General features: G+C 64.4%; 22 protein-coding genes. 6 read left to right on the top strand and 16 right to left on the bottom strand.

The features are described 5' to 3' along the window. Nucleotides 1-71 precede the first annotated feature (71 nt). The 3 genes from ACVWW6_RS12785 (at nt 72) to ACVWW6_RS12775 (ending at nt 3477) form a co-directional block, all read left to right on the top strand. Nucleotides 72-1253, top strand: a complete 1182-nt coding sequence (locus ACVWW6_RS12785; protein ID WP_456680813.1) for an HlyD family secretion protein — start codon at nt 72-74, stop codon at nt 1251-1253. Nucleotides 1254-1368: 115 nt separating this feature from the next. Beyond that, entirely contained in the window at nt 1369-2988 is a 1620-nt protein-coding gene (locus tag ACVWW6_RS12780) for an MDR family MFS transporter (RefSeq protein ID WP_456680812.1), read from the top strand. A 27-nt stretch (nt 2989-3015) separates the two neighbouring features. Next, nucleotides 3016-3477: a carboxymuconolactone decarboxylase family protein gene (locus tag ACVWW6_RS12775; protein ID WP_028173905.1), complete on the top strand. Its 462-nt coding sequence runs from the start codon at nt 3016-3018 to the stop codon at nt 3475-3477. A gap of 169 nt (nt 3478-3646) precedes the next feature. On the opposite strand, the gene ACVWW6_RS12770 is transcribed toward ACVWW6_RS12775, so the two are convergent. The 6 genes from ACVWW6_RS12770 to ACVWW6_RS12745 all read right to left on the bottom strand — a co-directional run bounded on the left by ACVWW6_RS12770 (nt 3647) and on the right by ACVWW6_RS12745 (nt 9370). Next, on the bottom strand, nt 3647-4507 hold the full coding sequence (locus tag ACVWW6_RS12770) for a D-amino-acid transaminase (protein ID WP_456680811.1): 861 nt from the start codon (nt 4505-4507) through the stop codon (nt 3647-3649). A gap of 166 nt (nt 4508-4673) precedes the next feature. Next, nucleotides 4674-5405 carry an amino acid ABC transporter ATP-binding protein gene (locus tag ACVWW6_RS12765; RefSeq protein WP_011090324.1) on the bottom strand — a complete coding sequence of 244 codons (732 nt, stop codon included), beginning with the start codon at nt 5403-5405 and terminating at the stop codon, nt 4674-4676. Between the two features lie 12 nt (nt 5406-5417). After that, complete coding sequence (locus ACVWW6_RS12760) at nt 5418-6110, bottom strand: amino acid ABC transporter permease (protein WP_011090325.1); 693 nt, start codon at nt 6108-6110, stop codon at nt 5418-5420. Nucleotides 6111-6114: 4 nt separating this feature from the next. Continuing rightward, the gene (locus tag ACVWW6_RS12755) at nt 6115-6846 is read right to left on the bottom strand and encodes an amino acid ABC transporter permease (RefSeq protein WP_011090326.1); all 732 of its coding nucleotides are present in this window, start codon (nt 6844-6846) and stop codon (nt 6115-6117) included. Nucleotides 6847-6973: 127 nt separating this feature from the next. Further along, nucleotides 6974-7885 carry an amino acid ABC transporter substrate-binding protein gene (locus tag ACVWW6_RS12750; RefSeq protein WP_011090327.1) on the bottom strand — a complete coding sequence of 304 codons (912 nt, stop codon included), beginning with the start codon at nt 7883-7885 and terminating at the stop codon, nt 6974-6976. A gap of 99 nt (nt 7886-7984) precedes the next feature. After that, entirely contained in the window at nt 7985-9370 is a 1386-nt protein-coding gene (locus ACVWW6_RS12745; protein WP_456680810.1) for a M20/M25/M40 family metallo-hydrolase, read from the bottom strand. Nucleotides 9371-9639: 269 nt separating this feature from the next. Between ACVWW6_RS12745 and ACVWW6_RS12740 the strand changes: the two genes are divergently transcribed. Further along, nucleotides 9640-11019: an LLM class flavin-dependent oxidoreductase gene (locus ACVWW6_RS12740; protein ID WP_456680809.1), complete on the top strand. Its 1380-nt coding sequence runs from the start codon at nt 9640-9642 to the stop codon at nt 11017-11019. 184 nt (nt 11020-11203) lie between these two features. Here the strand turns inward: ACVWW6_RS12740 and ACVWW6_RS12735 are convergent, their stop codons facing one another. Continuing rightward, a complete protein-coding gene (locus ACVWW6_RS12735) occupies nt 11204-12865 on the bottom strand; it encodes a thiamine pyrophosphate-binding protein (protein ID WP_456680808.1) in 1662 nt (553 codons plus the stop codon). A 39-nt stretch (nt 12866-12904) separates the two neighbouring features. On the opposite strand from ACVWW6_RS12735, the gene ACVWW6_RS12730 reads away from it, so the two are divergent. Further along, on the top strand, nt 12905-13447 hold the full coding sequence (locus ACVWW6_RS12730) for a TfoX/Sxy family protein (protein WP_246740411.1): 543 nt from the start codon (nt 12905-12907) through the stop codon (nt 13445-13447). On the opposite strand, the gene ACVWW6_RS12725 is transcribed toward ACVWW6_RS12730, so the two are convergent. The 3 genes from ACVWW6_RS12725 to ACVWW6_RS12715 all read right to left on the bottom strand — a co-directional run bounded on the left by ACVWW6_RS12725 (nt 13401) and on the right by ACVWW6_RS12715 (nt 16964). Beyond that, entirely contained in the window at nt 13401-13907 is a 507-nt protein-coding gene (locus ACVWW6_RS12725) for a GFA family protein (RefSeq protein ID WP_161536784.1), read from the bottom strand. The genes ACVWW6_RS12730 and ACVWW6_RS12725 overlap by 47 nt on opposite strands. 181 nt (nt 13908-14088) lie before the next feature. Then, nucleotides 14089-15216 (bottom strand): alkene reductase, encoded by a 1128-nt coding sequence (locus ACVWW6_RS12720; protein ID WP_456680807.1) that lies wholly within the window; start codon nt 15214-15216, stop codon nt 14089-14091. 251 nt (nt 15217-15467) lie between these two features. Then, nucleotides 15468-16964 carry an aldehyde dehydrogenase family protein gene (locus tag ACVWW6_RS12715; protein WP_161536786.1) on the bottom strand — a complete coding sequence of 499 codons (1497 nt, stop codon included), beginning with the start codon at nt 16962-16964 and terminating at the stop codon, nt 15468-15470. 192 nt (nt 16965-17156) lie between these two features. Here ACVWW6_RS12715 and ACVWW6_RS12710 point away from each other — a divergent pair, with 192 nt between their 5' ends. Further along, nucleotides 17157-18002, top strand: coding sequence for an SDR family NAD(P)-dependent oxidoreductase (locus tag ACVWW6_RS12710; protein WP_456680806.1), 846 nt, complete (start codon nt 17157-17159; stop codon nt 18000-18002). 241 nt (nt 18003-18243) lie between these two features. On the opposite strand, the gene ACVWW6_RS12705 is transcribed toward ACVWW6_RS12710, so the two are convergent. The 6 genes from ACVWW6_RS12705 to ACVWW6_RS12680 all read right to left on the bottom strand — a co-directional run bounded on the left by ACVWW6_RS12705 (nt 18244) and on the right by ACVWW6_RS12680 (nt 22495). Then, complete coding sequence (locus tag ACVWW6_RS12705) at nt 18244-18450, bottom strand: hypothetical protein (protein ID WP_027547442.1); 207 nt, start codon at nt 18448-18450, stop codon at nt 18244-18246. A gap of 203 nt (nt 18451-18653) precedes the next feature. Next, entirely contained in the window at nt 18654-19067 is a 414-nt protein-coding gene (locus ACVWW6_RS12700; RefSeq protein ID WP_038967347.1) for a Rieske (2Fe-2S) protein, read from the bottom strand. Between the two features lie 7 nt (nt 19068-19074). Further along, entirely contained in the window at nt 19075-20187 is a 1113-nt protein-coding gene (locus tag ACVWW6_RS12695; protein ID WP_456680805.1) for an amidohydrolase family protein, read from the bottom strand. A 14-nt stretch (nt 20188-20201) separates the two neighbouring features. Continuing rightward, nucleotides 20202-21266 carry an amidohydrolase family protein gene (locus ACVWW6_RS12690; RefSeq protein WP_456680804.1) on the bottom strand — a complete coding sequence of 355 codons (1065 nt, stop codon included), beginning with the start codon at nt 21264-21266 and terminating at the stop codon, nt 20202-20204. A gap of 217 nt (nt 21267-21483) precedes the next feature. Beyond that, nucleotides 21484-21759, bottom strand: a complete 276-nt coding sequence (locus tag ACVWW6_RS12685) for a YiaA/YiaB family inner membrane protein (protein WP_011090339.1) — start codon at nt 21757-21759, stop codon at nt 21484-21486. Nucleotides 21760-21799: 40 nt separating this feature from the next. Next, nucleotides 21800-22495, bottom strand: a complete 696-nt coding sequence (locus ACVWW6_RS12680; protein WP_456680803.1) for a PspA/IM30 family protein — start codon at nt 22493-22495, stop codon at nt 21800-21802. Nucleotides 22496-22585: the final 90 nt, after the last annotated feature.

The raw sequence follows: 22585 nt of genomic DNA, 5'->3' as shown, positions 1-22585 counted from the left end.
TTTCAGCATTTCGCCGATTATCGCTCGAACTGGAAAGACCGATAGTCCCTGCCAGCCGATAGGAGACCGTCATGTCCGAGATGCCCCGCACCGAAAACTTCCAGCAAGCAACTGAAATCACTCAAGATTATTCCAAGGCGCCGCTGCTTGTGCCGATCCGTGACAAGCTCCGGCGCACGGCCCTGATACTCGCGCTCCTCGCGGGCACGACAGCGGCCGTCTATTACGGACACGACTACTGGATCAACGGCCGCTATCTCGAGACGACCGACGACGCCTATGTCAAGGCGGACTCCACGATCGTCGCGCCGAAGGTTTCCGGCTACATCGCGAAGGTCCTGGTCGGCGACAACGAAAAGGTCAAAGCCGGCCAGGTGCTGGCCAGGATCGACGACCGCGACTTCAAGGCGGCGCTCGATCAGGCCCGCGCCGATGTCGCCGCCGCGGAGGCTTCCGTGCGCAACCTCGATGCCCAGCTCGAACTGCAACAGCCGATCATCGAGCAGAGCACGGCCGATGTCACGGCTGCGGACGCCAATCTGAAATTCGCCCAGGAGGAGCGCGCCCGCTACGACGACCTGATGAAGTCGGGCTCCGGCACGATCCAGCGCGCACAGCAGACCGATGCCGCGCTGCGCGCCAGCAACGCGCAATTGCAGCACGCCAAATCAGGCCTTCAGGCCGCACAGCGCAAGGTCGACGTGCTCACCACCCAGCGCGCCCAGGCCACGGCCCAGCTCGAACGCGCCCGCGCGGTCGCGCAGCAGGCGGCGTTGAACCTGTCCTATACCGAGATCACCGCACCGGTAGACGGCACGGTCGGCGCCCGTAGCTTGCGCGTCGGCCAGTACGTGCAGGCCGGCACGCAGTTGATGGCGGTGGTGCCGCTCGATGCGGTCTATGTGGTCGCGAACTTCAAGGAGACGCAACTCACCCATGTCCGCGCCGGCCAGCCGGTCGAGCTGCGCGTCGACAGCTTCCGCAGCCAGACCCTGCGCGGTCATGTCGACAGCCTGTCGCCGGCCAGCGGGCTCGAATTCGCGCTGCTGCCGCCCGATAACGCCACCGGCAATTTCACCAAGATCGTGCAGCGCGTCCCGGTGAAGATCGTGCTCGACGATCACAGCCTCACCGGCCTGCTGCGGCCCGGCATGTCGGCGGTGCCGACCGTCGACACCAAGGCCGCAGTGCTGGCTGAGCGCGAGACGGCAAAGCGCCTCGCTGACAACACGGTCCATCCGAACGGCGGGTGAGGCTGCAAAACCGGCGGGATTATCAAGTCCCGCCGGACGATCCTTCCAGGACTTCCGCGATTATCGAAACCATCCGCCCAGCGCATCCTGTCTCCGTAACCGAGACGAGGCTTCCATGAGCACGCTCCAACCGACCGTCAACGCCGCCTCCGCCGCCAACTTCCCCGCGCCGGCCGCAGCTCCCACGATTCCGGCCGTGTCGGCCAAGACCTGGATCGCGGTGATCGGCGCGACGCTCGGCGCCTTCATGGCGGTGCTGAACATCCAGATCGTCAACGCTTCGCTCGCCGACATCCAGGGCGCGATCGGTGCCGGCATCGACGACGGCGGCTGGATCTCGACCTCCTATCTGATCGCGGAGATCGTGGTGATCCCGCTGTCGGGCTGGCTCGCCCAGGTGTTCTCGATCCGCATCTACCTCCTCACCAACGCGATCTTATTTCTGGTGTTCTCGGCGGCCTGCGCGCTGGCGCAGGACCTGCCGCAAATGATCGTCCTTCGCGCCGTGCAGGGCTTTAGCGGCGGCGTGCTGATCCCGATGGCGTTCACACTGATCATCACGCTGTTGCCGAAGGCGAAACAGCCGATCGGACTTGCGCTGTTTGCGATCTCTGCGACATTCGCACCCGCGATCGGCCCGACCATCGGCGGCTATCTCACCGAGAATTGGGGCTGGGAGTACATCTTCTACGTCAACCTGGTTCCCGGCACGCTGATGATCGCGATGCTGTGGTTCTCGCTGGAGGCGAAGCCGATGAAGCTGTCGCTGCTGCGCGAGGGCGACTGGCCGGGTATCGTCACCATGGCGATCGGCCTCTCCGCGCTGCAGACCGTGCTGGAAGAAGGCAACAAGGACGACTGGTTCGGCTCGCCCTTCATCGTCAAACTGTCCATTATCGCCGTCATTGCGTTGACCGCTTTCCTCGTGATCGAGCTGACTGCGAAGAAACCGCTGTTGAACCTGCGTCTGCTGGTTCGCCGCAATTTCGGCTTCGGCATCCTCGCCAACTTCCTTCTCGGTATCGCGCTGTACGGTTCTGTGTTCATCATGCCGGTCTATCTGTCGCGTATCCAGGGCTACAATGCCGAACAGATCGGCATGGTTCTGGCTTGGACCGGCTTGCCGCAGCTGTTGCTGATCCCTCTGGTGCCGCGGCTGATGCAACGCTTCGACGCCCGGATCATCATCAGCATCGGCTTTGCGCTGTTCGCAGCCTCCAATTTCATGAACATCTATATGACGAACGACTACGCCACCGATCAGCTGTTCTGGCCCAACGTCGTTCGCGCCGTCGGACAGGCGTTCGTGTTCGCGCCGCTCTCGGCCGTCGCCACGGCCGGAATCGAGCCGGAGAATGCCGGCTCCGCATCAGGCCTATTCAACATGATGCGCAACCTCGGCGGCGCCATCGGCATTGCGCTGCTCCAGACCGTGCTGACCAAGCGCGAGCAGTATCACTCCAACGTTCTGATGCAGTCGGTCTCGATGTTCGAGCAGGCCACCCGCACGCGGCTGGAACAGCTCACTCAATATTTCGTCAATCACGGCATCCTCGATCGTGCGGATGCGTCGCATCGTGCCTATGTCGCAATCGGCCATATCGTGCAGAAGCAGGCCTATATCCTGGCCTTCAGCGACACCTTCTACCTGCTCGGCATGGCGCTGATCGTGGCCCTGATCGCCGTCCTCTTCCTGAAGAAGCCCGGCCAGACCTCGGCCGGTGGAGCCCACTGACGTCACCCCAGCAAAAGGAGAACGACCATGAAGCCCCGCATGAACTACTATCAGGCCGCGCCCGACACGCTCAAAGCCCTGATCGCGGTGGACGATCAGATCAAGGCCAGCGGCCTGGAGCAATCCCTGATCGAACTGGTCAAGACACGGGCGTCGCAGATCAACGGTTGCGCCTTCTGCATCAACATGCACACCGAGGACGCCCGCAAGCGCGGCGAGACCGAGCAGCGGCTCTATCTTCTCAATGCCTGGCGCGAATCTCCGCTCTACACCGATCGCGAGCGCGCCGCCTTGGCCTGGACCGAAGCGGTGACGCTGATCTCCGAGACGCACGCCCCTGACGACGTCTACGAGCAGGTCCGCGCGCAGTTCTCGGAGCAGGAGACGGTCAACCTCACCATGCTGATCGGCACCATCAACGCGTGGAACAGGATCGCGATCTCGTTCCGCGCGGTCCATCCGGTGAAGGTGAAGGCGTCGGTGGCGTGAGGGGTGGTGTCAGTGGCGGCGTGCTGGACGCAACGCCGCTACCACACGCTCAACTGTCATGCCCCGCGAAGGCGGGGCATCCAGTACGCCGCAGCCTCTCGATTCATTCACGGGCGTCACGGAGTACTGGATCGCCCGCCTTCGCGGGCGATGACACCTGAGGTACGTCCTAAACCGCCGTCGCCCTGGCGAATTCCACGTAGATCTCGCGCAGACGCGTCGCCATCGGGCCGGGCTTGCCGTCGCCGATTGTCTTGCCATCAATCGCGACCACCGGCTGCACGAACGACGAGGCCGAGGTGATGAAGGCTTCCTTGGCGGCGAGCGCCTCGGCGACCGTGAAGGACCGCTCCTCGACGCGGAGCTGACGTTCTTCCGCGAGCGCGATCACGGCCTTGCGCGTACAGCCCGGCAGAATCGCGTTGGAGTTCTTGCGCGTGACGATGACATCGTCCTTCGTCAGGATGAACGCCGACGATGAACCGCCCTCGGTGACGTATCCATCCTGCAGCATCCAGGCTTCGCCTGCACCGGCCTCCGCCGCGGCCTGCTTCGCCAGCACCTGCGCCAGCAGCGCCACGCTCTTGATGTCACGCCGCTCCCAGCGGATGTCGGGCACGGTGATCACGTTGATGCCGGTCTTGGCCGAGGCGGCATTGATGATGTCCTTTTCCGAGGTGAACATCACCAGGCTCGACCTGACATCAGCCTTGGGGAACGGGAAGTCGCGGCCCTTGTCGGCGCCGCGCGTAACCTGGAGATAGACGAGGCCGCTCCCGAGCTTGTTGCGCGCGATCAGTTCCTTCTGCAGCTCGGTGATGCGCTCGACCGTCTCCGGCAGCCTCAAGCTGATCTCGCCGACGGAACGCTCCAGCCGCGCCAGATGCGAGGCGTTGTCGACCAGCTTGCCGTCCAGCACGGCCGAGACCTCGTAGATGCCGTCGGCGAACAGGAAGCCGCGGTCGAGAACCGAGATTTTGGCGTCCGAGAGCGGGACGAATGAGCCGTTGACGTAGGCGATCGAGTCCAAGGCAGGTCTCCTGGCGGGAAAAGGGGATTTGGCCACGGGTATAGGAGATTTAGCGAGCCCGATAAACCCTCGATCCGTCATTCCGGGGCATTCGCAAAGCGAATGAGCCCGGAATCTCGAGATTCCGGGTTCGATGCTTCGCATCGCCCCGGAATGACGGCGCCGGTTAATGCGACAGAATCTTCGACAAGAACTTCTGCGCGCGGTCGCTGCGCGGCTTGCCGAAGAAATCCTCCTTCGCCGCGTCCTCGACGATCTCGCCGCGATCCATGAAGATCACGCGGTTGGCGACCTTGCGGGCAAAGCCCATCTCGTGCGTGACGACCATCATGGTCATGCCCTCGCGGGCGAGATCGACCATGACGTCGAGCACCTCGCTGACCATTTCAGGATCGAGCGCCGAGGTCGGCTCGTCGAACAGCATGACGATCGGATCCATCGCGAGCGCGCGCGCGATCGCAACGCGCTGCTGCTGGCCGCCGGAGAGCTGCGCCGGGAATTTCTGCGCCTGCTCCTTCAGGCCGACGCGCTCCAGGAGCTGCATGCCTTTCGCCACCGCCTTGTCGTACGGCCGTCCCAGCACCTTCTGCTGGGCAAGGCAGAGGTTCTCGATGATCTTGAGATGCGGGAACAGCTCGAAGTGCTGAAACACCATGCCGACGCGCGAGCGAAGCTTCGGCAGGTCGGTCCTGGGATCGTTGACCTTGGTGCCGTCGACGCTGATGTCGCCCTCCTGGAACGGCTCGAGCGCGTTGACGCATTTGATCAGCGTCGACTTGCCCGAACCCGAGGGACCGCAGACCACGACGACCTCGCCCTTGGTGACGCTGGTGGTGCAGTCGGTCAGCACCTGGAAGGTCGGGGTGTACCATTTGTTGACGTGGCTGATTTCGATCATGACCGACACGCTCTATCGAATGATGGCGATGCGCGCCTGGAGGCGACGCACGCCGAAGGACGCGACACAGGAAATGGTGAAGTAGACGACGGCGGCGAACAGGTACATCTCGACCAGGCGGCCGTCGCGCTGCGCGACCTTGCTCGCCGCGCCCAGAAAGTCCGGGATCGAGAGCACGTAGACCAGCGAGGTGTCCTGGAACAGCACGATGGTCTGCGTCAGCAGCACCGGCAGCATGTTGCGGAACGCCTGCGGCAGCACGACGTAGCGCATGGTCTGGGCGTAGGTCAGGCCGAGCGCGTTGGCGGCGGCGGGCTGGCCGCGCGAGATCGACTGGATGCCGGCGCGCATGATCTCGGAGAAGTACGCCGCCTCGAACATGATGAAGGTGATGAGCGAGGAGGCGAACGCGCCGACGCTGATCGGCCGCGACGCGCCGGTCACCCACTGCCCGATATAGGGCACCAGGAAGTAGAACCAGAAGATGACCAGCACCAACGGCAGCGAGCGCATGAAGTCGACATAGACGCCGGCGATGCGGCCGAGCACCTTGAAGCCCGACAGTCGCATCAACGCGATCGCGGTGCCGAAGATCAGGCCGCCGAGGCCCGCCAGCGCCGTCAGGGTCACCGTGAACGTCATGCCCTCGTAGAACAGGTAGGGCAGCGCGCGGCGGATGACGTCGAAATCGAGATTACCGAACATTGCGCTATTTCCCCGTGATGTAGCCGGGGATCGCGACATAGCGCTCGAGGAAGCGCATCGCGGTCACGACGACGGCGTTGACGAGGAGATAAAGGATGGTCGCGGCGGTGAAGGCCTCGAACACCTGGAACGAGAATTCCTGCATCGAGCGCGCCTGTCCGGTCAGCTCGATCAGGCCGATGGTGATGGCCACCGCCGTGTTCTTGATGGTGTTGAGGAACTCGGAAGTCAGCGGCGGCAGGATGATGCGGAACGCCATCGGCAGCAGCACGTAGCGATAGCCCTGCACGGTGGTGAGCCCGAGCGCGGTCGCCGCCATCTTCTGCCCGCGCGGCAACGAACCGATGCCCGCCTGCAATTGCACCGCGACGCGCGCCGACATGAAGAAGCCGATGCCGATCGCGGCCGTCCAGAACGGCGCATTCGGCAGTTGCTTCAGCCACAGGCCGGCGGATTTCGGCAGCAGTTCCGGCAGCACGAAGAACCACAGGAAGAGCTGCACCAGCAGCGGCATGTTGCGGAAGAACTCGACCCAGCAGAAGCCGAACCGGTAGGCCGCCTTGGACGGCAGCGTGCGCATGACGCCGACGAGCGAGCCGAACACCAGCGCGATGATCCAGGCGAGCACCGCCGTCTTCAGGGTCAGCACCAGGCCCGACAACAGCATGTCGAGATAGGTGCCGGTCCCCATCGGGTTCGGCTCGAAGAAAATTCCCCAGTTCCAGTGGTAGTTCACGTGTCCCTCGCGCGAACGCGCCAATCACAGATGTCGTAAACGTCTATGCAAATGTCCGGCCACTCCCTCCAGAATGGCCGGAATTTGCTTCCTCTCCCCGCAAGCGGGGAGAGGCGAACAACTCAGCTTACTTGTAGTCGTCCGGGTTCGGCGAGTCCGTCGGCTTGGCGAACTCGTTCTTCAGCTCGGCCGAGATCGGAGTGTTGAGGTTGAGCCCCTTCGGCGGGATCTTGGCCGTGAACCACTTCTCGTAGATCTTCTGGCCTTCGCCCGAGGTGTAGAGCGCAGCGGTCGCCGCATCGACCACCTTCTTGAACGGCGCGTCGTCCTTGCGCAGCATGATGCCGTAGGGCTCGGGCTTGGAGAAGGCGTCCTTGGAGATGACGTAGTCGTCGGGCGACTTCGAGCCGGCAACCAGGCTCGCGAGCAGGATATCGTCCATCACGAAGGCGACCGCGCGATCGGTCTCGACCATCAGGAAGGATTCGGCGTGATCCTTGGCCGGGATGATGTTGGCGCCGAGGCCTTTCGCAACATTGGCCTCGGTGAGCTGCTTGATGTTGGTGGTGCCGGCAGTCGAGACCACGGTCTTGCCCTTGAGATCATCGATCGACTTCAGGCCGCTCGACTTCTTGAACACGTAGCGGCTGGCGGTCAGGAAGTGGGTGTTGGTGAAGGCGACCTGCTTCTGGCGGTCGGCATTGTTGGTGGTCGAGCCGCATTCGAGGTCGATGGTGCCGTTGGCCATCAGCGGGATGCGGGTCGCCGAGGTCACCGGATTGAGCTTGACCTCGAGCTTGTCGAGCTTGAGTTCCTTCTTCACGGCGTCGACGATCTTGTAGCAGATGTCCATCGCGAACCCGATCGGCTTCTGGTTGTCGTCCAGATAGGAGAACGGGATGGAGGAGTCGCGGAAGCCCAGCGTGATGGCACCGGTGTCCTTGATGTTCTTCAGCGTGCCGGTCAGCTCCTGGGCCCCGGCCTGGCTGACGACGAAGGTCGCGGCCAGCGCGAGCCCGATGTGACGGAAATGCTTCACTTTTTTGGTCCCCTTTCAGGATGATGCGGCCGGATGCAAGCACAAATCAGGCCGGATTAGAATGTGACTTTCGACTGGATCGCCGCTCAGGTTAACGGCTCAGGTGAGTGGTTTGGGCAATTCGCCGAGATCCCAGAACAGGCCGGCCATCACCGTCAAGGCCTCTTCGGTCAACGGCAGCAGGATGTGCTCATTGGGCGCATGCTGGGAGCAGCCGGGATAGGAGTGCGGGACCCAGATCGTCGGCAGGCCCAGGATCTCGGAAAACACGTCGTTCGGCAGCGAGCCGCCGAAGTTCGGCAGCACCGCCGGCGCCTTGCCGGTGGTTTCCCGCACCGAATCCGCCGCCCATTTGATCCAGGGGCTGTCGAAATCGGCACGCGAGGCGGCAAAGCTCTGTGCGGCCCGCACCTCGACCATCGGGAAACCCTTTTGCACGAGATGCGCGCGGACGGCCTCGATCAGGCCGTCGACCTTGGTGCCGACGACAAAACGCAGTTGCAGCACGGCATTGGCGTGGCCGGGAATGGCGTTGGCCGGCTTCTCGATATTGCCGGACGACATCGCCAGCACTTCCAGCGTGTTCCAGGCGTAGAGGCGTTCGGCCGCCGACAGGCCTTCCTCGCCCCAGTTCTCCGCCAGCGCCGGCTCGTCCGCAGTCGGCACCACCTCCACGTCCGCAAGATAGCTGCGGATCTGGTTGGTGAGCCGCGGCGGCTTCAGGGCCTCGAGCTGGAGACGGCCATGGCCGTCGACCAGCGTCGAGATCGCGTTGACCAGAATGGTCGCGGGGTTGGCGAGCACGCCGCCCCAATTGCCGGAATGATGGCCGCCGTCGCGCAAATTCACGTCGAGATGGATGCGGATGCCGCCACGGCAGCCGAGGAAGAGTGTCGGGCGATCTGCGGACAAACGCGGTCCGTCGGAGGCCATGAACAGATCGGCCTTGAGCGCATCGCGATTGAGGTCGCAGACCTTGCCGAGATCGGGCGAGCCGATCTCCTCGCCCATCTCGACGATGAATTTGGCGTTGAAGCCGAGCTTGCCGCCGCGGGCCTCGCGCACCGCGCGGAGCGCCGCCATGTTGATGCTGTGCTGGCCCTTGTTGTCGGCGGTGCCGCGGCCGTAGAGGCGCGTGCCCGCAACCGTCATGCGCCAGGGATCGCGGCCATCGCGCCATTCGCCTTCCATGCCGTCGACGACGTCGCCATGGCCGTAAATCAGCACGGTCGGGGCGGACGCGCTCTCGTGATGCTCGGCGAACAGGAACGGCGCCTTGCCGCTGGGGGATTCGACCATGCGGCTTTGAAAATCGAGCTCCGCGAACGCCGGCTGCATCTCCTGTTCCAGATAGGCGCGCAGCTCGGGGCCGCGCGACGGATTCTGGCTCTCGGTCTTGAAGGCGACGCGGCGGTCGAGTTCGGCGAGGAACGCGCCCGAATTGAAATCCTCACGGGCACGGGCGATGGCGGCGGCTCTGGTCATGATTTGCTTTTCGGACTTCGAGGAAGGACCCTACCCGAGACAGGACGGCCTTCGATAGTGGCGGGGACTTGGATTGTTCTTGTAGTTCTCTTGTAGTTCTCTTGTTCTCTTGGGATTTCGTTCTTGCTCGCTTGAGATTGGCTTGCCAAGGGCAGCAGTGTTGCTGATTTTGGCCTTGCCAAGTGCAAGTTATATGCAAGAACTTCGCCAAGTTGGGGCGCACGTCTATCATTCGAAGAGCGCTCGGTACAGAGCGCCGGGGGACCAATATGGCCAAGCAGATCAGGCTCAACGCCTTTGCGATGAATTGCGTCGCCCACCAGTCGCCGGGCCTGTGGACCCATCCGCGCGACCGCACCGCCGAATATAATCGCCTGCCTTACTGGCTCGATCTCGCCAGGACGCTGGAGCGCGGCCGTTTCGACGGATTGTTCCTGGCCGACGTGCTTGGCGTCTACGACGTCTATGGCAACAGCCCTGACGCAGCCTTGCGCAATGCAGCACAGACGCCGTCGAACGAGCCGTTGCTCCTGCTCTCGGCGATGGCGGCGGTGACGCAAAATCTCGGTTTCGGCGTCACCAGCAATTTGTCCTTCGAACCGCCCTACCCGTTCGCGCGGCGGATGTCGACACTCGACCATCTCACCGAGGGCCGGATCGGCTGGAACGTCGTCACCGGCTATCTCGACAGCGCCGCCCGCGGCGCCGGCAAGGACAAGCAGACCGGACATGACGACCGCTACGACATCGCCGACGAATATATGGAGGTCGTCTACAAGCTCTGGGAAGGAAGCTGGGAGGACGATGCCGTGCTGCGCGACCGGACGCGCGGCATCTTCACCGATCCCGCAAAGGTTCATCGCGTCAATCACGAGGGCGCGAACTACCGCATCAACAACACCATCCATCTCAGCGAGCCGTCGCCGCAGCGCACGCCCGTGCTGTACCAGGCCGGCACCTCGCCGCGCGGCCGCCAGTTCGCGGCGCGTCACGCCGAATGTGTGTTCATGTCGGGACCGTCGGCCAAGATCATCGCGCCGCGCGTCTCCGCGATCCGCCAGGAGGCTGCCGCACTCGGCCGCAATCCGGCGGAGATCCTCATGTTCAACATGATGACGATCATCCTCGGCAACACGGAGGCTGAAGCTGCGGCGAAATATGCCGACTACCGCTCGCATATCAGCCCGGAAGGCGCCCTGGCCCTGATGTCGGGATGGACCGGCATCGACTTCTCCGGCTACGAGCTCGACCAGCAGGTCCGGCACGTCCAGAACGATGCCGGCCGCAGCGCGCTCGACAACGTCACCCGCGGTGATCCCGACCGCGTCTGGACCGTGCGCGACGTCATCGAGCATGTCGGCATCGGCGGTGCCGGTCCGGTCGTGGTGGGCACGCCGGAGAGCGTCGCAGACAAGATCGAGGATTGGTTCGAGAAGACCGACGTCGACGGCCTCAACGTGGCGTTCGCGATCTCGCCCGGCGATTTCGAGGACATCGCCGACATGCTGGTGCCGGAGCTGACGCGGCGCGGACGGTACAAGCCGGAGTATGCGAAAGGCACGTTGCGGGAGAAGCTGTTCGGTGCGGGGCGCGCAAGGCTCGACACGCCGCATCCGGCGGCGGGGTATCGGGTGGGGAAGACGGGGTAGGCACCACCCCCAATGTCGTCCTGGCGAAAGCCAGGACCCATTACCCCAACAGGGAGTTTGGCGAAGACTGGTCGTTCGGGATTAGTACCACCCGCACACGATAGATCACGCGGTATGGGTCCTGGCTTTCGCCAGGACGACGATGTGGAGGCATTGTGCACGCTGCCTCCACACCGTCACTGCCCTACACCTTCCTGTCCACCATCACCTCGATCAGCTTCGTCCCCGGCCGGCCAAACGCCGACGACAGCGTCGCCTTCAGCTCGCTTGGGTCGCTGATCTTGATCGCCTCGCACCCCAATGCCTTCGCGATCCCGGCGAAATCGACCGGCGGATCGACAAAATCCATGCCGACATAATTGTCGTCGCCATGGAAGGCGAGCAGGCGCTGCTTGATGATGCGATAGCCGCCATTGTTGGCGATGACGACGTTGAGCGGCAGCTTGTGATGTGCCGCCGTCCAGAGCGACTGGATCGAATACATCGCGCTGCCGTCGCCGGAGAAGCACACCACGGGACGATCCGGATTGGCGATGCTGACACCGACCGAGGCCGGCAGGCCCCAGCCGATGCCGCCGGATGCGAGCCCATGATAGCCGAAGCGATCGCGGTGCGGATGCAGGTTCGTGATCTGGCGGCTGGAGGTGAGGCCTTCGTCGACGAGGATGGCGTTGCCGGGCATGGCCTCTGTCATTTGCAGCACCAGATAGTCCGGATCGATGGGGTTGCGGCCCGCACTCTTGCCGATCTGCTCCACCAGCGCGGCGCGGCGCGCGCTCCAGTTCTTCGGCGCAAGCTCGGCGAGACGCTGCCTGGCGCGTTGCGCCAGTGCCGCGCCGCCCATCTCCTTCAGCACCGGGATCAGCGCGCGCAGCGTTTCCTTGACGTCCGCCTTTAGCGCAATCTCCGCGCCAAAATTCTTGGCGATCTCCCAGTCGACGAGGCCGACCTGGAGAATTGGCAATCCATCCGGCAGCGGATCGACCTCGCTATAGACCGACATCCGCAGCGGATCGCCGCCGAGCGCGATCAGGAGGTCGTAGGGCGCGAGCGTGTCGCGCGCGACCTTCTGCACCCGCGCCAACGTGCCGACGAAGCTCGGGCTCTCCGAGAGGAAGTGCGAGCCATAGGGCGTCGAGGACTGATAGGCGGCAGCGCCGAGCAGCTCGGCGAGCTCGGCGGCCTCCTTCAGCGCGTCGCTCTTGACCACCTCGTCCATGGTGACGATGACAGGACGTTCGGCCTTGAGCAGCCGCGCGGCAAAGGCCTTCAGCGCCTCGTCCGACGGTTTGGTGCGCGCGTCGATGCGGGTGGAGCGGCCAAGATCGATGCCGGCTTCGCTGTTGAGGATGTCACCGGGCAGCGAGATGAACACCGGCCCGGTCGGCGGCGTCATCGCGACCTTGGCGGCGCGGCGCACGATGCGCGGCAGATCCTCCAGCCGCGTCACCTCGACCGCCCATTTCACCAGCGGCTCGGCCATGCGCACCAGCGGGCCGTAGAGCACCGGCTCCATCAGGCCGTGGCCCTGCTCCTGCTGGCCCGCGGTCAAAATCATCGGCGTGCCCGTGAACTGGGCGTTGTAGAGCGAGCCCATGGCGTTGCCGAGGCCGGGCGCGACATGGACGTTGCAGGCGACGAGCTTGCCGGAGGCGCGGCTGTAGCCGTCGGCGATCGCGACCACCAGGCTCTCCTGCATTGCCATCACATAGGTGAGATCAGGATGGTCCTTCAGCGCATGCATGATCGGCAGCTCGGTGGTGCCGGGGTTGCCGAACAGATGGGTGATGCCCTCGTCCTTGAGCAGCGCGAGAAAGGCGGAGCGACCGGTGATCTTGTTCTTCATGTTTCCTCCAGGAGCGGGCGTTGCCGCAAGGACGGAGGCATGATGGCCGAACTTGGCCGAGGCACGCAAGGAAGCGCCGTCATGGCAGACTTGCGTCGGCGCGCGCAAGCTGGAAACATGCTCGGGCGTAAACCTGCACGGGGAGACGCGATGGCCTATGACGAGAACACCGCGGCGCGGGTGCGCAAATTACTGGCGGGTCAGCGATACGTCGCAGAAAAGAAGATGATGGGCGGCCTCTGCTTCATGGTGAACAACACCATGTGCTGCACCGTAAGCGGGCGCGGCGGCATGCTGATCCGCGTCGGCCCGGAAGCGCATGCACGCATGCTGCAGGAGCCGCACACGAGCCCGATGGAAATGCGCGGGCGCATCATGAGCGGCTTTGTACGCGTCGCGCCGGACGGCTATCAGGGCGATGCCGAGCTGAAAAAATGGGTCAAGCGCGGGCTCGACTTCGTGGCGGCGAATACCGCGGGACGCAAAGCGGCGCCGCGGAAGGCTGTTTCGGCGAAGACTGAGGTCGCCGCCAAGGCTAAAACACCTCCTCGCGGCCGAGCTCGAAAGGGTTTTCGCCGCTAGCGCGCTTCTTCTTTTTCGAGCGCTGCCAGACCACACCGGGAAAGCCCTTCAACGGCACCAGCGGCTCGCCGGTATAGGCCCATTCCTGGAGCTCTTCGATCGCGATGTGATAGAGCGGCTGGCGGCCGGTGCGCTCCCTGAACAGCGCGCGGGGGATGTTGACCATGTGGGGCCCGCGCGGCCGCTCGTAGGCGATCGGCGTGCCGCAATGCGAGCAGAAGCTGCGCGCGGTTTTGGTGGCCTTGTCCTCGTAGCGCGTGAGCGCGGTCTTGCCGGAGGTGATGCGAAAGCGCTTCTTCCAGCTCCCGACATAGGTCGCGTAAGCCGCGCCATGGGCGCGGCGACTACTGGCGGAATGATCGTGCCAGGCCCAGCGCGCGGGAACGTCGATCTCGAAGGTGACCTTGCCGCAGAGGCATTGACCGGTGGCGGTTCCTGCGGCGGCTGCGGCTTTGGCCATCGTCTCTCTCCGTCGTCGTTGCAGAGACGACAATACACGATCGTCATTCCGGGGCGCGACGAAGTCGCGAGCCCGGAATCCATCGGGCCGCGTACTCAGAGGCGACATGGATTCCGGGCTCGACGCTCCCGGGCCGCGCTTCGCGCGGTCCCGAGCGTTGCCCCGGAATGACCGAGGGAGATTACGCCGGTGTCAGCTCGTCATACGCCGGATAGTCGGTATACCCCTTCTCCTCGCCGCCGTAGAACGTGGCCCGATTGTAGGGCGTGATCGGATAATCGTGCCGAAGGCGCCGCGGCAGATCGGGGTTGGAGATGAAGATACGGCCGAAGGCGATGATGTCGGCATGGCCGTCGGCGATCGCCGCATTCGCGGTCTCGCCGGTAAACCCGCCGGCCGTCATCAGCACGCCGCTGTAGAGCGGACGGAACAGCACCATCGCCGACGGTACATTCTCCCAGTGGACGTCGGCGCGCCCGGCGCCGCTGGAGCGCGGCTCGATGAAGTGAAGATAGGCAAGACCGAGCTTGTCGAGCGCCTTCACGACATGGGTGTAGAGCGGCATCGGATCGGGCTCGCCGGAATCGTTGGCGATACCGTGCGGCGACAGCCGCACGGCGACGCGGTTTGCACCCCAGACGTCGATCGCGGCCTGCGTGACATCGAGCAGAAGCCGCGCGCGATTCTCTATTCCGCCGCCATATTGATCGGTGCGCTGGTTGCTGCGCGATTGCAGGAACTGCTCGAGCAGATAGCCGTTGGCGCCGTGGATCTCGGCGCCGTCAAAGCCGGCAGCGAGCGCATTCTTCGCGCCCTGCCGGAACGCCTCGACGATGCCCTTGACCTCGTCCGTCTCCAGCGCGCGCGGCGTCTCGTAGTCGGCGATCTTGCCTTCGGCCGTCATCGCCTTCATGCCTTCGGCCTTGATCGCAATCGCCGAGGCCGAGACCGGCAGCTCACCGCCATGGAAGGACGAATGCGAGACGCGGCCGACATGCCAGAGCTGGAGGAAGATGATGCCGCCCTTGGCATGCACGGCATCCGTCACCTTGCGCCAGCCGGCGATCTGCGCCTCCGAATAGATGCCGGGCGTCGCCGGATTGCCGCGGCCGTGCGAGAGCACCGGCGAGGCTTCGGCGATGAGCAAGCCGCCCGGCGTCGCGCGCTGGCCGTAATATTCGGCATTGAGCGGCCGCGGCGAAAAGCTGTCGCGCTCGGCGCGCATGCGCGTCAGCGGCGCCATCGCGACGCGATGCGCCAGCTCGTACGGACCGACCTGCAACGGTTTGAACAACGCCGGAAATTTCATGCTGGCCCCAAAGTGGCTATGGAAGGATGCGGAACATATAAGAGGAAGAGACGGCCTGAAAAGACGGTGCCCGGTCTCCCTCTCCCCGTTCTTACGGGGAGAGGGTTGGGGTGAGGGGCCGCCTCCACGAAAATGGTGAGAGCTGGACTCGCGGAAACGCCCCCTCACCCGGAATCCGCGCTACCCGCGCATTCCGGCCTCTCCCCGCAAGCGGGGAGAGGCAAAGTGGCGCCGCGAACGCGGGAACCACGCTACGCCGTCTTGATCCAGACGGCCTTCACGTTGAGATACTCCTCGACGTGCTGCTTGCCGGACTCGCGGCCGTAACCGCTCATCTTGTAGCCGCCGAAGGGCACGGCCGGATCCATCGCCTGGTAGCAGTTCACCCACACCGAGCCGGCACGCAGGCTCTTCGCGACCGCATGCGCCTTGCTGACGTCGCGCGTCCACAGGCCCGAGCCGAGGCCGAACGTGGTGTTGTTGGCGCGCTTGACCAGTTCGTCCATGTCCTTGAACGCGATGGCGGAGATGACGGGGCCAAAAATCTCCTCCTGCGCGATGCGCATATTGTCCTGGACGCCCGCGAACACGGTCGGCGAGACGAAGAAACCCTTCGACAGCGCGCCTTCGGTGACGCGGCCGCCGCCGGCGAGCGCCCGCGCGCCTTCCTTCTGGCCGATATCGAGATAGCCGGTGACGCGCTCGAGCTGCTGCTCGGAGACCAGCGGGCCGATCTGCACGTTGGGATCGAGACCATTGCCGACTTGCAGCTTCTTGCCGAACTCGGCGACGCGGCCGACGAACTCCTCGTAGATCGACTGCTCGACGAACAGGCGCGTGCCGGCACTACAGATCTGGCCGGAGTTGGCAAACACCGCCATCGCGGCGCCGGGCACGGCGGCATCGAGATCGGCGTCCGCGAACACGATGTCCGGCGACTTGCCGCCAAGCTCGAGCGAGACGCGCTTGAGGTTGCCGGCCGAGGCGCGGATGATCGACTGTCCCGTGACGTGCGAGCCGGTGAAGGCGACCTTGTCGACGTCAGGGTGCGCGGCGAGCGCAGCGCCCGCGGTCTCGCCATAGCCGGGCACGACGTTGACGACGCCGGGCGGAATGCCTGCCTCCATCGCCAACTCGGCGATGCGCAACGAGGTCAGCGGCGCCTCTTCGGCGGGCTTGAGCACCACGGTGCAGCCGGTGGCGATCGCCGGGCCGATCTTCCAGATCGTCGCGGTGAGCGGGCCGTTCCAGGGGATGATGGCGCCGACGACGCCGATCGGCTCCTTCAGCGTGTAGGAGAAGATTTCGCCCGGCAGCGAGTTCTCGATGGTCTCGCCATGGATCGCGGTGGTCTGACCGGCGTAATAGCGCAGCATGCCGACGGCGCGGAGGCGATAGGCACGGGTGCGGCTGAGCGGCGCGCCCATATCGAGCGTGTCGAGCTGCGACAATTCGTCGAAATTCTTCTCGACGAGATCGGCAAGCTTCAGCAGCAGGTTCTGCCGCTCGAACGGCTTGACCTTGCTCCAGGGTCCTTCGAAGGCGCGGCGGGCGGCGGCAACCGCACGGTCGATGTCTTCCTTGTCGCCCTCGGCGACGGTTGCGAGCAGCTCGCCGGTCGCGGGATTGTGAGTCTCGAAGCGCTTGCCGGAGGCGGCATCGACCCATTTCCCGTCGATCAGCATCTGCTTGTAGGACCCATTGGCGAATGGGTGGCGCGTGATCGGAATAGCCTGCGACACAGCCATGGCTGCACTCCCTGTCAGGTGATTGATTGGGTTCGATCTCGGCGGGATCGTTGGGCGAGAAAGGATACAGCGGTGCCGGAAAGGCGTAAAGGCGGCGTGGAACGAAGACCTCCCATGCCGACTTGTGCAGGGTCGCGCGAACGCCATGTTATAGCTCGACCGAACTTGACGCCGCTCCCCGGAGAATGAGCCATGTCGCATCCTGTCATCGCCAAGGGCAATGTCGCCGTGATCACCGGGGGCGCATCCGGCATCGGCCTCGCCGCCGCCATCGCCTTCGCACGCGCGGGAATGAAGGTGTGCATCGCCGACGTCGACCAGGCGCGACTGCAGGAGGCCGCAACAAGACTGTCATCCGTCACCGCCGCCACACATGTGATGACATTCGTCGTCGATGTCAGCCGCGCCGAGAGCGTGAAGGAACTGGAACACGCCGTCGGCGCGCATTTCGGCGGTACCGATATCCTCATGAACAATGCGGGCATCCAGCCCGGCAGCACGCTGTTCGGCGAGCCCGATAACTGGCAGCGCATCATCGCCGTCAACATGTGGGGCATCATCAACGGCTCGCGCATCTTCGCGCCCAACATGATCGCGCGCGGCAAGGCCGGCCTGATCATCAACACCGGCTCGAAGCAGGGCATCACCACGCCGCCCGGCGATCCCGCCTACAATGTCTCGAAGGCCGGCGTGAAGGCTTTTACGGAAGCGCTCCAGCATGAGCTGCGCAACACGGAAGGCTGCCACATCACGGCGCATCTGCTCGTTCCCGGCTTCGTCTTCACGGGGCTGACCGCGAAGGGCCGCACCGAGAAGCCGGCGGGAGCCTGGACGCCCGAGCAGACCGTCGACTTCATGATCACCCGGCTCGAGGCCGGCGATTTCTACATCCTGTGCCCGGACAACGACGTGCCCCGCGCCCTCGACGAAAAGCGCATGCTCTGGGCCGCCGGCGATATCGTCGAGAACCGGCCCCCGCTGTCGCGCTGGCACCCGGACTATGCGGACGCGTTCGCGAAGTTCGTGAAGGGGGGCTAGGCGCGCTCTCTCGCTCCCTCTCCCCGTTCTTACGGGGAGAGGGTGGGGCGAGGGGCTGCTTACGCAAACTGCGGTCTGAACTATTGAAGGGATTTCGCAAGGGGTGGCCGTGGAGTCGGAGAGACTTTTGTCGCTGCGACTCAGTGCCATGCCCCTCACCCGGATCGCGTCGGACGATGCTTCGCACCGCCGAGGGCGATCCGACCTCTCCCCGCAGAAGGGCAGGGAGAGGTTAAGAAGCCTACAGCGTCTCTTGCTGATGCCCGCAATTCTTGCAGGCGAACTTGACGCGGCTCTGGCCCTTTGGCGCCTGCACCCGGTTCGGGGCGCCGCACTTGCCGCAGACCGCCTCGATCCGGGTATCGCCCTGCTTGACGACGATGGTCTTCTTTTCCATCGATTCGCGGATCAGGCGCTCGGCCTCCTCTCGCAGGGATTGTTTGGACAAAGCTCATCTCCGCCATGAATGCGGGCGAGGCTTATCGCACCTGCGTCGGAATCACAATCCGTGATGGTGATCGCGGCGTTATCAACATGTCATTCCGGGTTGGTCCGCAGGACCAGACCTCAGGTGCGCACTTGCGCACCGGGGAATCTCGAGATTCCGGGTTCATTCGCTGTGCAAATGCCCCGGAATGACGGTGTATGACTTCAGACCTCGACAATCACATAGCTGTCCTCGACATGCACCGGAAACGTTTCGGCAACATACGGGCCCTTCTGCAATTCGTCGCCCCGCTCCACCGCGACCGGATATGACCTGATCCTGACGCGTTTCGGATCGAACCAGGACTGGCCGCTGCGCATGTCGAACTCCCAGCCGTGCCAGGGACAGCGCAGCATCTCGCCGACGCGAGAGCGCTGATAGATGCCCGGCTCGGGCGAGGTCAGCCGCGCCACGCAGGCGGCCTTGTCGAGCGGCGCGCCCTCATGCGGGCAGCGGTTCAGAAGCGCAAAGAACTCGCCGTTGACGTGGAACACGACGATGTCGCGGCCCGCGACGTCGACGACCTTGTTGCCGCCAGGCGGGATCTCGGAGGTGCGGGCGACAATGTGACGGGCCATGCTGGTTTCAGAGCTTGTAGACCGCGCGGGCATTGGTGCTGAAGATCTTCTTCCGCTCAGCCTCGGTCAGCGGCGTCTTGAAGGCGAAGCGCGGATCGTCGAAGTCCCAATGCGGATAGTCCGACGAGAACAGCAGACGGTCGATGCCGACCCATTCGATCAGCGCGCGCAGGTGCCGGGCCTCGTCCGGCTCGTCGATCGGCTGGGTCGTGAACCAGAAGTGCTCGCGGACGTATTCCGAGGGCCTGCGCTTGAGGTGTGGCACCTCGCTGCGGAACCGCTCGAAATGCTGGTCCATGCGCCACACCGCTGACGGAATCCAGCCAAAGCCGCCCTCGATGAAGACGATCTTCAGCTTTGGAAAGCGCTCCGGCACGCCCTCGATGACGAGGCTCGCAAGCTGCGCAGCAATGGTGTGTGCGTTCGACTGGTGCTCCTCGACATAATAAGACGGCCAGCCGCCGCCGGTCGGCGCGTGGCCGCCATAGCCGCCGACATGGATACCGAGCGGCAAGTCCAGTGCCTGCGCGCGCTCGTAGATCGGCCAGTAGCGGCGGCGACCGAGCGGCTCGTTGGCGCGCGGCGAGACGTTGATCTGGATGTATTCCCCGACCTTGGCGCAGCGCTCGATCTCAGCAATGGCTAGCTCGTTGCCGTCCTGCCCGACCAGGATCGACGCCTTCAGGCGCGGATCCCGATGCGACCAGAACGCCAGCTGCCAGTCATTGATGGCGCGCTGGATCGCGGCGCCGAACTCCAGGTTCTGCTGCGAGAAGATGAAGAGATCGAGCACCTGGAGAATGCCGAACTCGACGTCGAGCGGATCGAGATGCTGCTTGCGCATGAAATCAAGATCGGAACCGGGCGGCCCCCCGGTCGGCGGCCAGGCATCGCGCCGCGCGATCAGCGGCGAGGACCGCGGATAGGGCGTGGTGAACAGATACGGCGTGCGCAGATGGCTGCCGTATTCCTTCAAGTGCTGCTGCCAGCGTTTGGGCAGGAACTCGTTGAGATCGTTCGTCGAGCGCAGGCTCGGATGGACGTCGCAATCGACGATGCGCAGCCGCGATGCGGCGGGCTTCTCGTCGTCGCGCAACGGACGGTCGATGACCTCACTCATGCGAACCTCCAAAATCAGTTGGCGAGCGACAATCGCGGAAACGTCTCCAGCGGGTTGTCGACGCACATCTTCGCGATGATGCCCTTCGGCAGGTTCGGCGGGATCGGATCGTCGCCGTCGAACTGCCAATGCGGGTAGTCGGACGCGAACAGGAACATTTTTTCGGAACCGATCTGGTCGATGATCTCCTCGACGCTTTTCGCGTCGCTAGGTGCATCGAACGGCTGCATGGTGACGCGAAAATTGTCGCGGATGATCGATGCCGGCTCGCGCTCGACCCAGGGAACCTCGACGCGCACGCCGCGCCAGGTCTTGTTGGCCCGCCACATGAAGGCCGGCAGCCAGCTTACGCCCGACTCCATCAGCACGACCTTCAAGTTTGGGTATTTGCCGAACACCCCCTCATAGATCAGGCTGAGGATCTGCGCCTGAAACGCCTGGGCCTCGACGAAGTAATATTCATAACGATGCGACGGCCAGCCGGCCGAGCTCGGCGCCTGGCGATATTGCGTGCCGGCGTGGATCGCGAGCGGCAGCTTGTACTTTTCTGCGAGCTGATAGACGGGCCAGAAATGTCGCCGTCCCAGTAGCGTCTCGCCCTGCGCCAGCACCAGGATGGAGACGAAGCGATTGTCGCCGGCGCGGCGCTCGATCTCCTCGATCGCGAGATCCGGCGCCTGCATCGGCACCACGATGGAGGCGCGCAGGCGGGAATCGCGCGCAAGCCATTCGGCGGCGATCCAGTCGTTGATGGCCTTGCAGAAGTCGGCCGCCATGTAGGCGTCGAAGACGGCCTGCGCGCCGTAGAGCACGTTGAGGATGGCGTGGCTCGCACCCAATTGGTCGAACGCGCCCTTCTGCACCATGGCGACATCGGAGCCGGGCTTGGCGCCGTTGGCCGGCCGCCAGTCGGCGCGGCCCGAAAGGGGCATGCTCGGTGGATAGGAGGTGAGATCGAGCCCATCGATGGCGCGGCTCACCACCTGCTCTTTCCAGTGATCGCTGAGATAGGGAAGCAGCGTCGTGCGCGTGCCACCAACGGCCGGGTGGATGTCGCAGTCGATCCGCGTCGCCGCCATTGGGGTTCCTCGGAGTTTCCTCGCGCAGTCTTTATTGGCGGCGTTCTTCGCGCCGCCCGGGCAGAGTGCGCCGGCCGGCGCCGCCACGCAAGGGCGCGCGCCCGCGCGATCCGTCATGGCTCGGTTGCATTTCGCAGGCGCGATATGTGGATCAGCCGCGCGGTGGATGCTCTGGCACCCACCGCGTCAGATTGCAAACCGCTGCGCACTTCTCTCCTCAAGCCGCCTTGGAAACCTCCATCAAGAGGCGCTCGGCCTTGGCATCCTCGATGCGGTTCATCAGCCGGCTGCTCTCGTGATTGTCGCGCACGGTCTTGGTCAGCGTGACGCAGGTCTGGAGCAGCATCGCGACGCCCATGGTGAGATAGCCCTTCATCCAGAGGTCGATCGGCAGGAAGAAGATGCCGATTGCGACGAGGAAGGCGGAAGCCGCGAAGGACACGTAAGTGAAGGTCACCCAGGCGCTGCTGTGGGGCTGGCCGTTCTGGTTCATGGTCGTCTCCTGTTGGTTCGAATGATGATGGGATCTGAGTTCAGGCAGTCGGCTGGTGCTTGGACTTCAACCGCGCCAGCACGTCGTCCGCGGTCGTCTTCAGCCGGGGGCCGAAGCCCTGCTCGGCGAGTCGTTCGGCGGTCGCGAGCGGACCGGTGGCCGCATCGAGCTCAAACAGCGCGTCATCGGCGGCCTGGGCTTCCATCTGGCGCTCGCGCAGGCGCCTCAAGGTGCTCTCCGCTTCCGGCAGTGTGGATTCGTAAGGACGTGCGGCCTCGATGCCGCTGCGGCGAAGCGAGCGCACCGCTTCCGAGGCACGGGCGAGGCGACGGCCGCGATCGAGCTCGGTGATGCGGGCCTGGGCGCTTGCAACGTGCCGCTTCAGCCTGATGATCTCGGTCGCGAACAGCGCGCGGGCCGTCATCGCCGCATCGCGGTCGGCTTCGAGGCCCGCGATGGCTTCGGCGGCCTCCTTGGCGAGATCCTCGCGGCCGCCATCGAGCGCCGCCACCGCGCGGGTCTCGAGATCGGCGATGCGCGCGCATGTCGCCTCGAGCTTGCGGCCCTCCTGCTGGTCCTGCGCGATCGCCAGCGCCAGCGTCCGTTTGCTGCGCTCCACCGCGGCAGCGGCATCGCGCATCTGCTGATCGAGGATCAGCAGGGCCGTACGGTCCTCCAGCTCCTCGCCTGCGGCGGCCACGCTGCCGCGGAAAAGTGTCACGACGGTCTTGAACATCTGCAGCTCCCTGTTTATGAGCGTTGCTCACAAATGCTTTGTAGCAGGAATATTGAACATCGTTCAATAAATATTTGAGCGACGCTCAAG

The sequence above is a fragment of the Bradyrhizobium sp. USDA 3311 genome, assembly GCF_054062495.1.
The sequence above is the reverse complement of the archived record's forward strand: the minus strand, read 5'-3'. Positions and strand labels throughout refer to the sequence as shown.

Excerpts from the sequence above, each read along its gene's own strand:
- ACVWW6_RS12690 (WP_456680804.1), bottom strand. The coding sequence starts at position 21,266 with ATGGCGGCGACGCGGATCGACTGCGACATCCACCCGGCCGTTGGTGGC.
- ACVWW6_RS12725 (WP_161536784.1), bottom strand. The coding sequence starts at position 13,907 with ATGGCCAAAGCCGCAGCCGCCGCAGGAACCGCCACCGGTCAATGCCTC.
- ACVWW6_RS12720 (WP_456680807.1), bottom strand. The coding sequence starts at position 15,216 with ATGAAATTTCCGGCGTTGTTCAAACCGTTGCAGGTCGGTCCGTACGAG.
- ACVWW6_RS12730 (WP_246740411.1), top strand. The coding sequence starts at position 12,905 with ATGATGGCCGAACTTGGCCGAGGCACGCAAGGAAGCGCCGTCATGGCA.
- ACVWW6_RS12700 (WP_038967347.1), bottom strand. The coding sequence starts at position 19,067 with ATGGCCCGTCACATTGTCGCCCGCACCTCCGAGATCCCGCCTGGCGGC.
- ACVWW6_RS12745 (WP_456680810.1), bottom strand. The coding sequence starts at position 9,370 with ATGACCAGAGCCGCCGCCATCGCCCGTGCCCGTGAGGATTTCAATTCG.
- ACVWW6_RS12775 (WP_028173905.1), top strand. The coding sequence starts at position 3,016 with ATGAAGCCCCGCATGAACTACTATCAGGCCGCGCCCGACACGCTCAAA.
- ACVWW6_RS12780 (WP_456680812.1), top strand. The coding sequence starts at position 1,369 with ATGAGCACGCTCCAACCGACCGTCAACGCCGCCTCCGCCGCCAACTTC.
- ACVWW6_RS12740 (WP_456680809.1), top strand. The coding sequence starts at position 9,640 with ATGGCCAAGCAGATCAGGCTCAACGCCTTTGCGATGAATTGCGTCGCC.
- ACVWW6_RS12715 (WP_161536786.1), bottom strand. The coding sequence starts at position 16,964 with ATGGCTGTGTCGCAGGCTATTCCGATCACGCGCCACCCATTCGCCAAT.
- ACVWW6_RS12685 (WP_011090339.1), bottom strand. The coding sequence starts at position 21,759 with ATGAACCAGAACGGCCAGCCCCACAGCAGCGCCTGGGTGACCTTCACT.
- ACVWW6_RS12710 (WP_456680806.1), top strand. The coding sequence starts at position 17,157 with ATGTCGCATCCTGTCATCGCCAAGGGCAATGTCGCCGTGATCACCGGG.
- ACVWW6_RS12735 (WP_456680808.1), bottom strand. The coding sequence starts at position 12,865 with ATGAAGAACAAGATCACCGGTCGCTCCGCCTTTCTCGCGCTGCTCAAG.
- ACVWW6_RS12680 (WP_456680803.1), bottom strand. The coding sequence starts at position 22,495 with ATGTTCAAGACCGTCGTGACACTTTTCCGCGGCAGCGTGGCCGCCGCA.
- ACVWW6_RS12785 (WP_456680813.1), top strand. The coding sequence starts at position 72 with ATGTCCGAGATGCCCCGCACCGAAAACTTCCAGCAAGCAACTGAAATC.
- ACVWW6_RS12695 (WP_456680805.1), bottom strand. The coding sequence starts at position 20,187 with ATGAGTGAGGTCATCGACCGTCCGTTGCGCGACGACGAGAAGCCCGCC.
- ACVWW6_RS12760 (WP_011090325.1), bottom strand. The coding sequence starts at position 6,110 with ATGTTCGGTAATCTCGATTTCGACGTCATCCGCCGCGCGCTGCCCTAC.
- ACVWW6_RS12765 (WP_011090324.1), bottom strand. The coding sequence starts at position 5,405 with ATGATCGAAATCAGCCACGTCAACAAATGGTACACCCCGACCTTCCAG.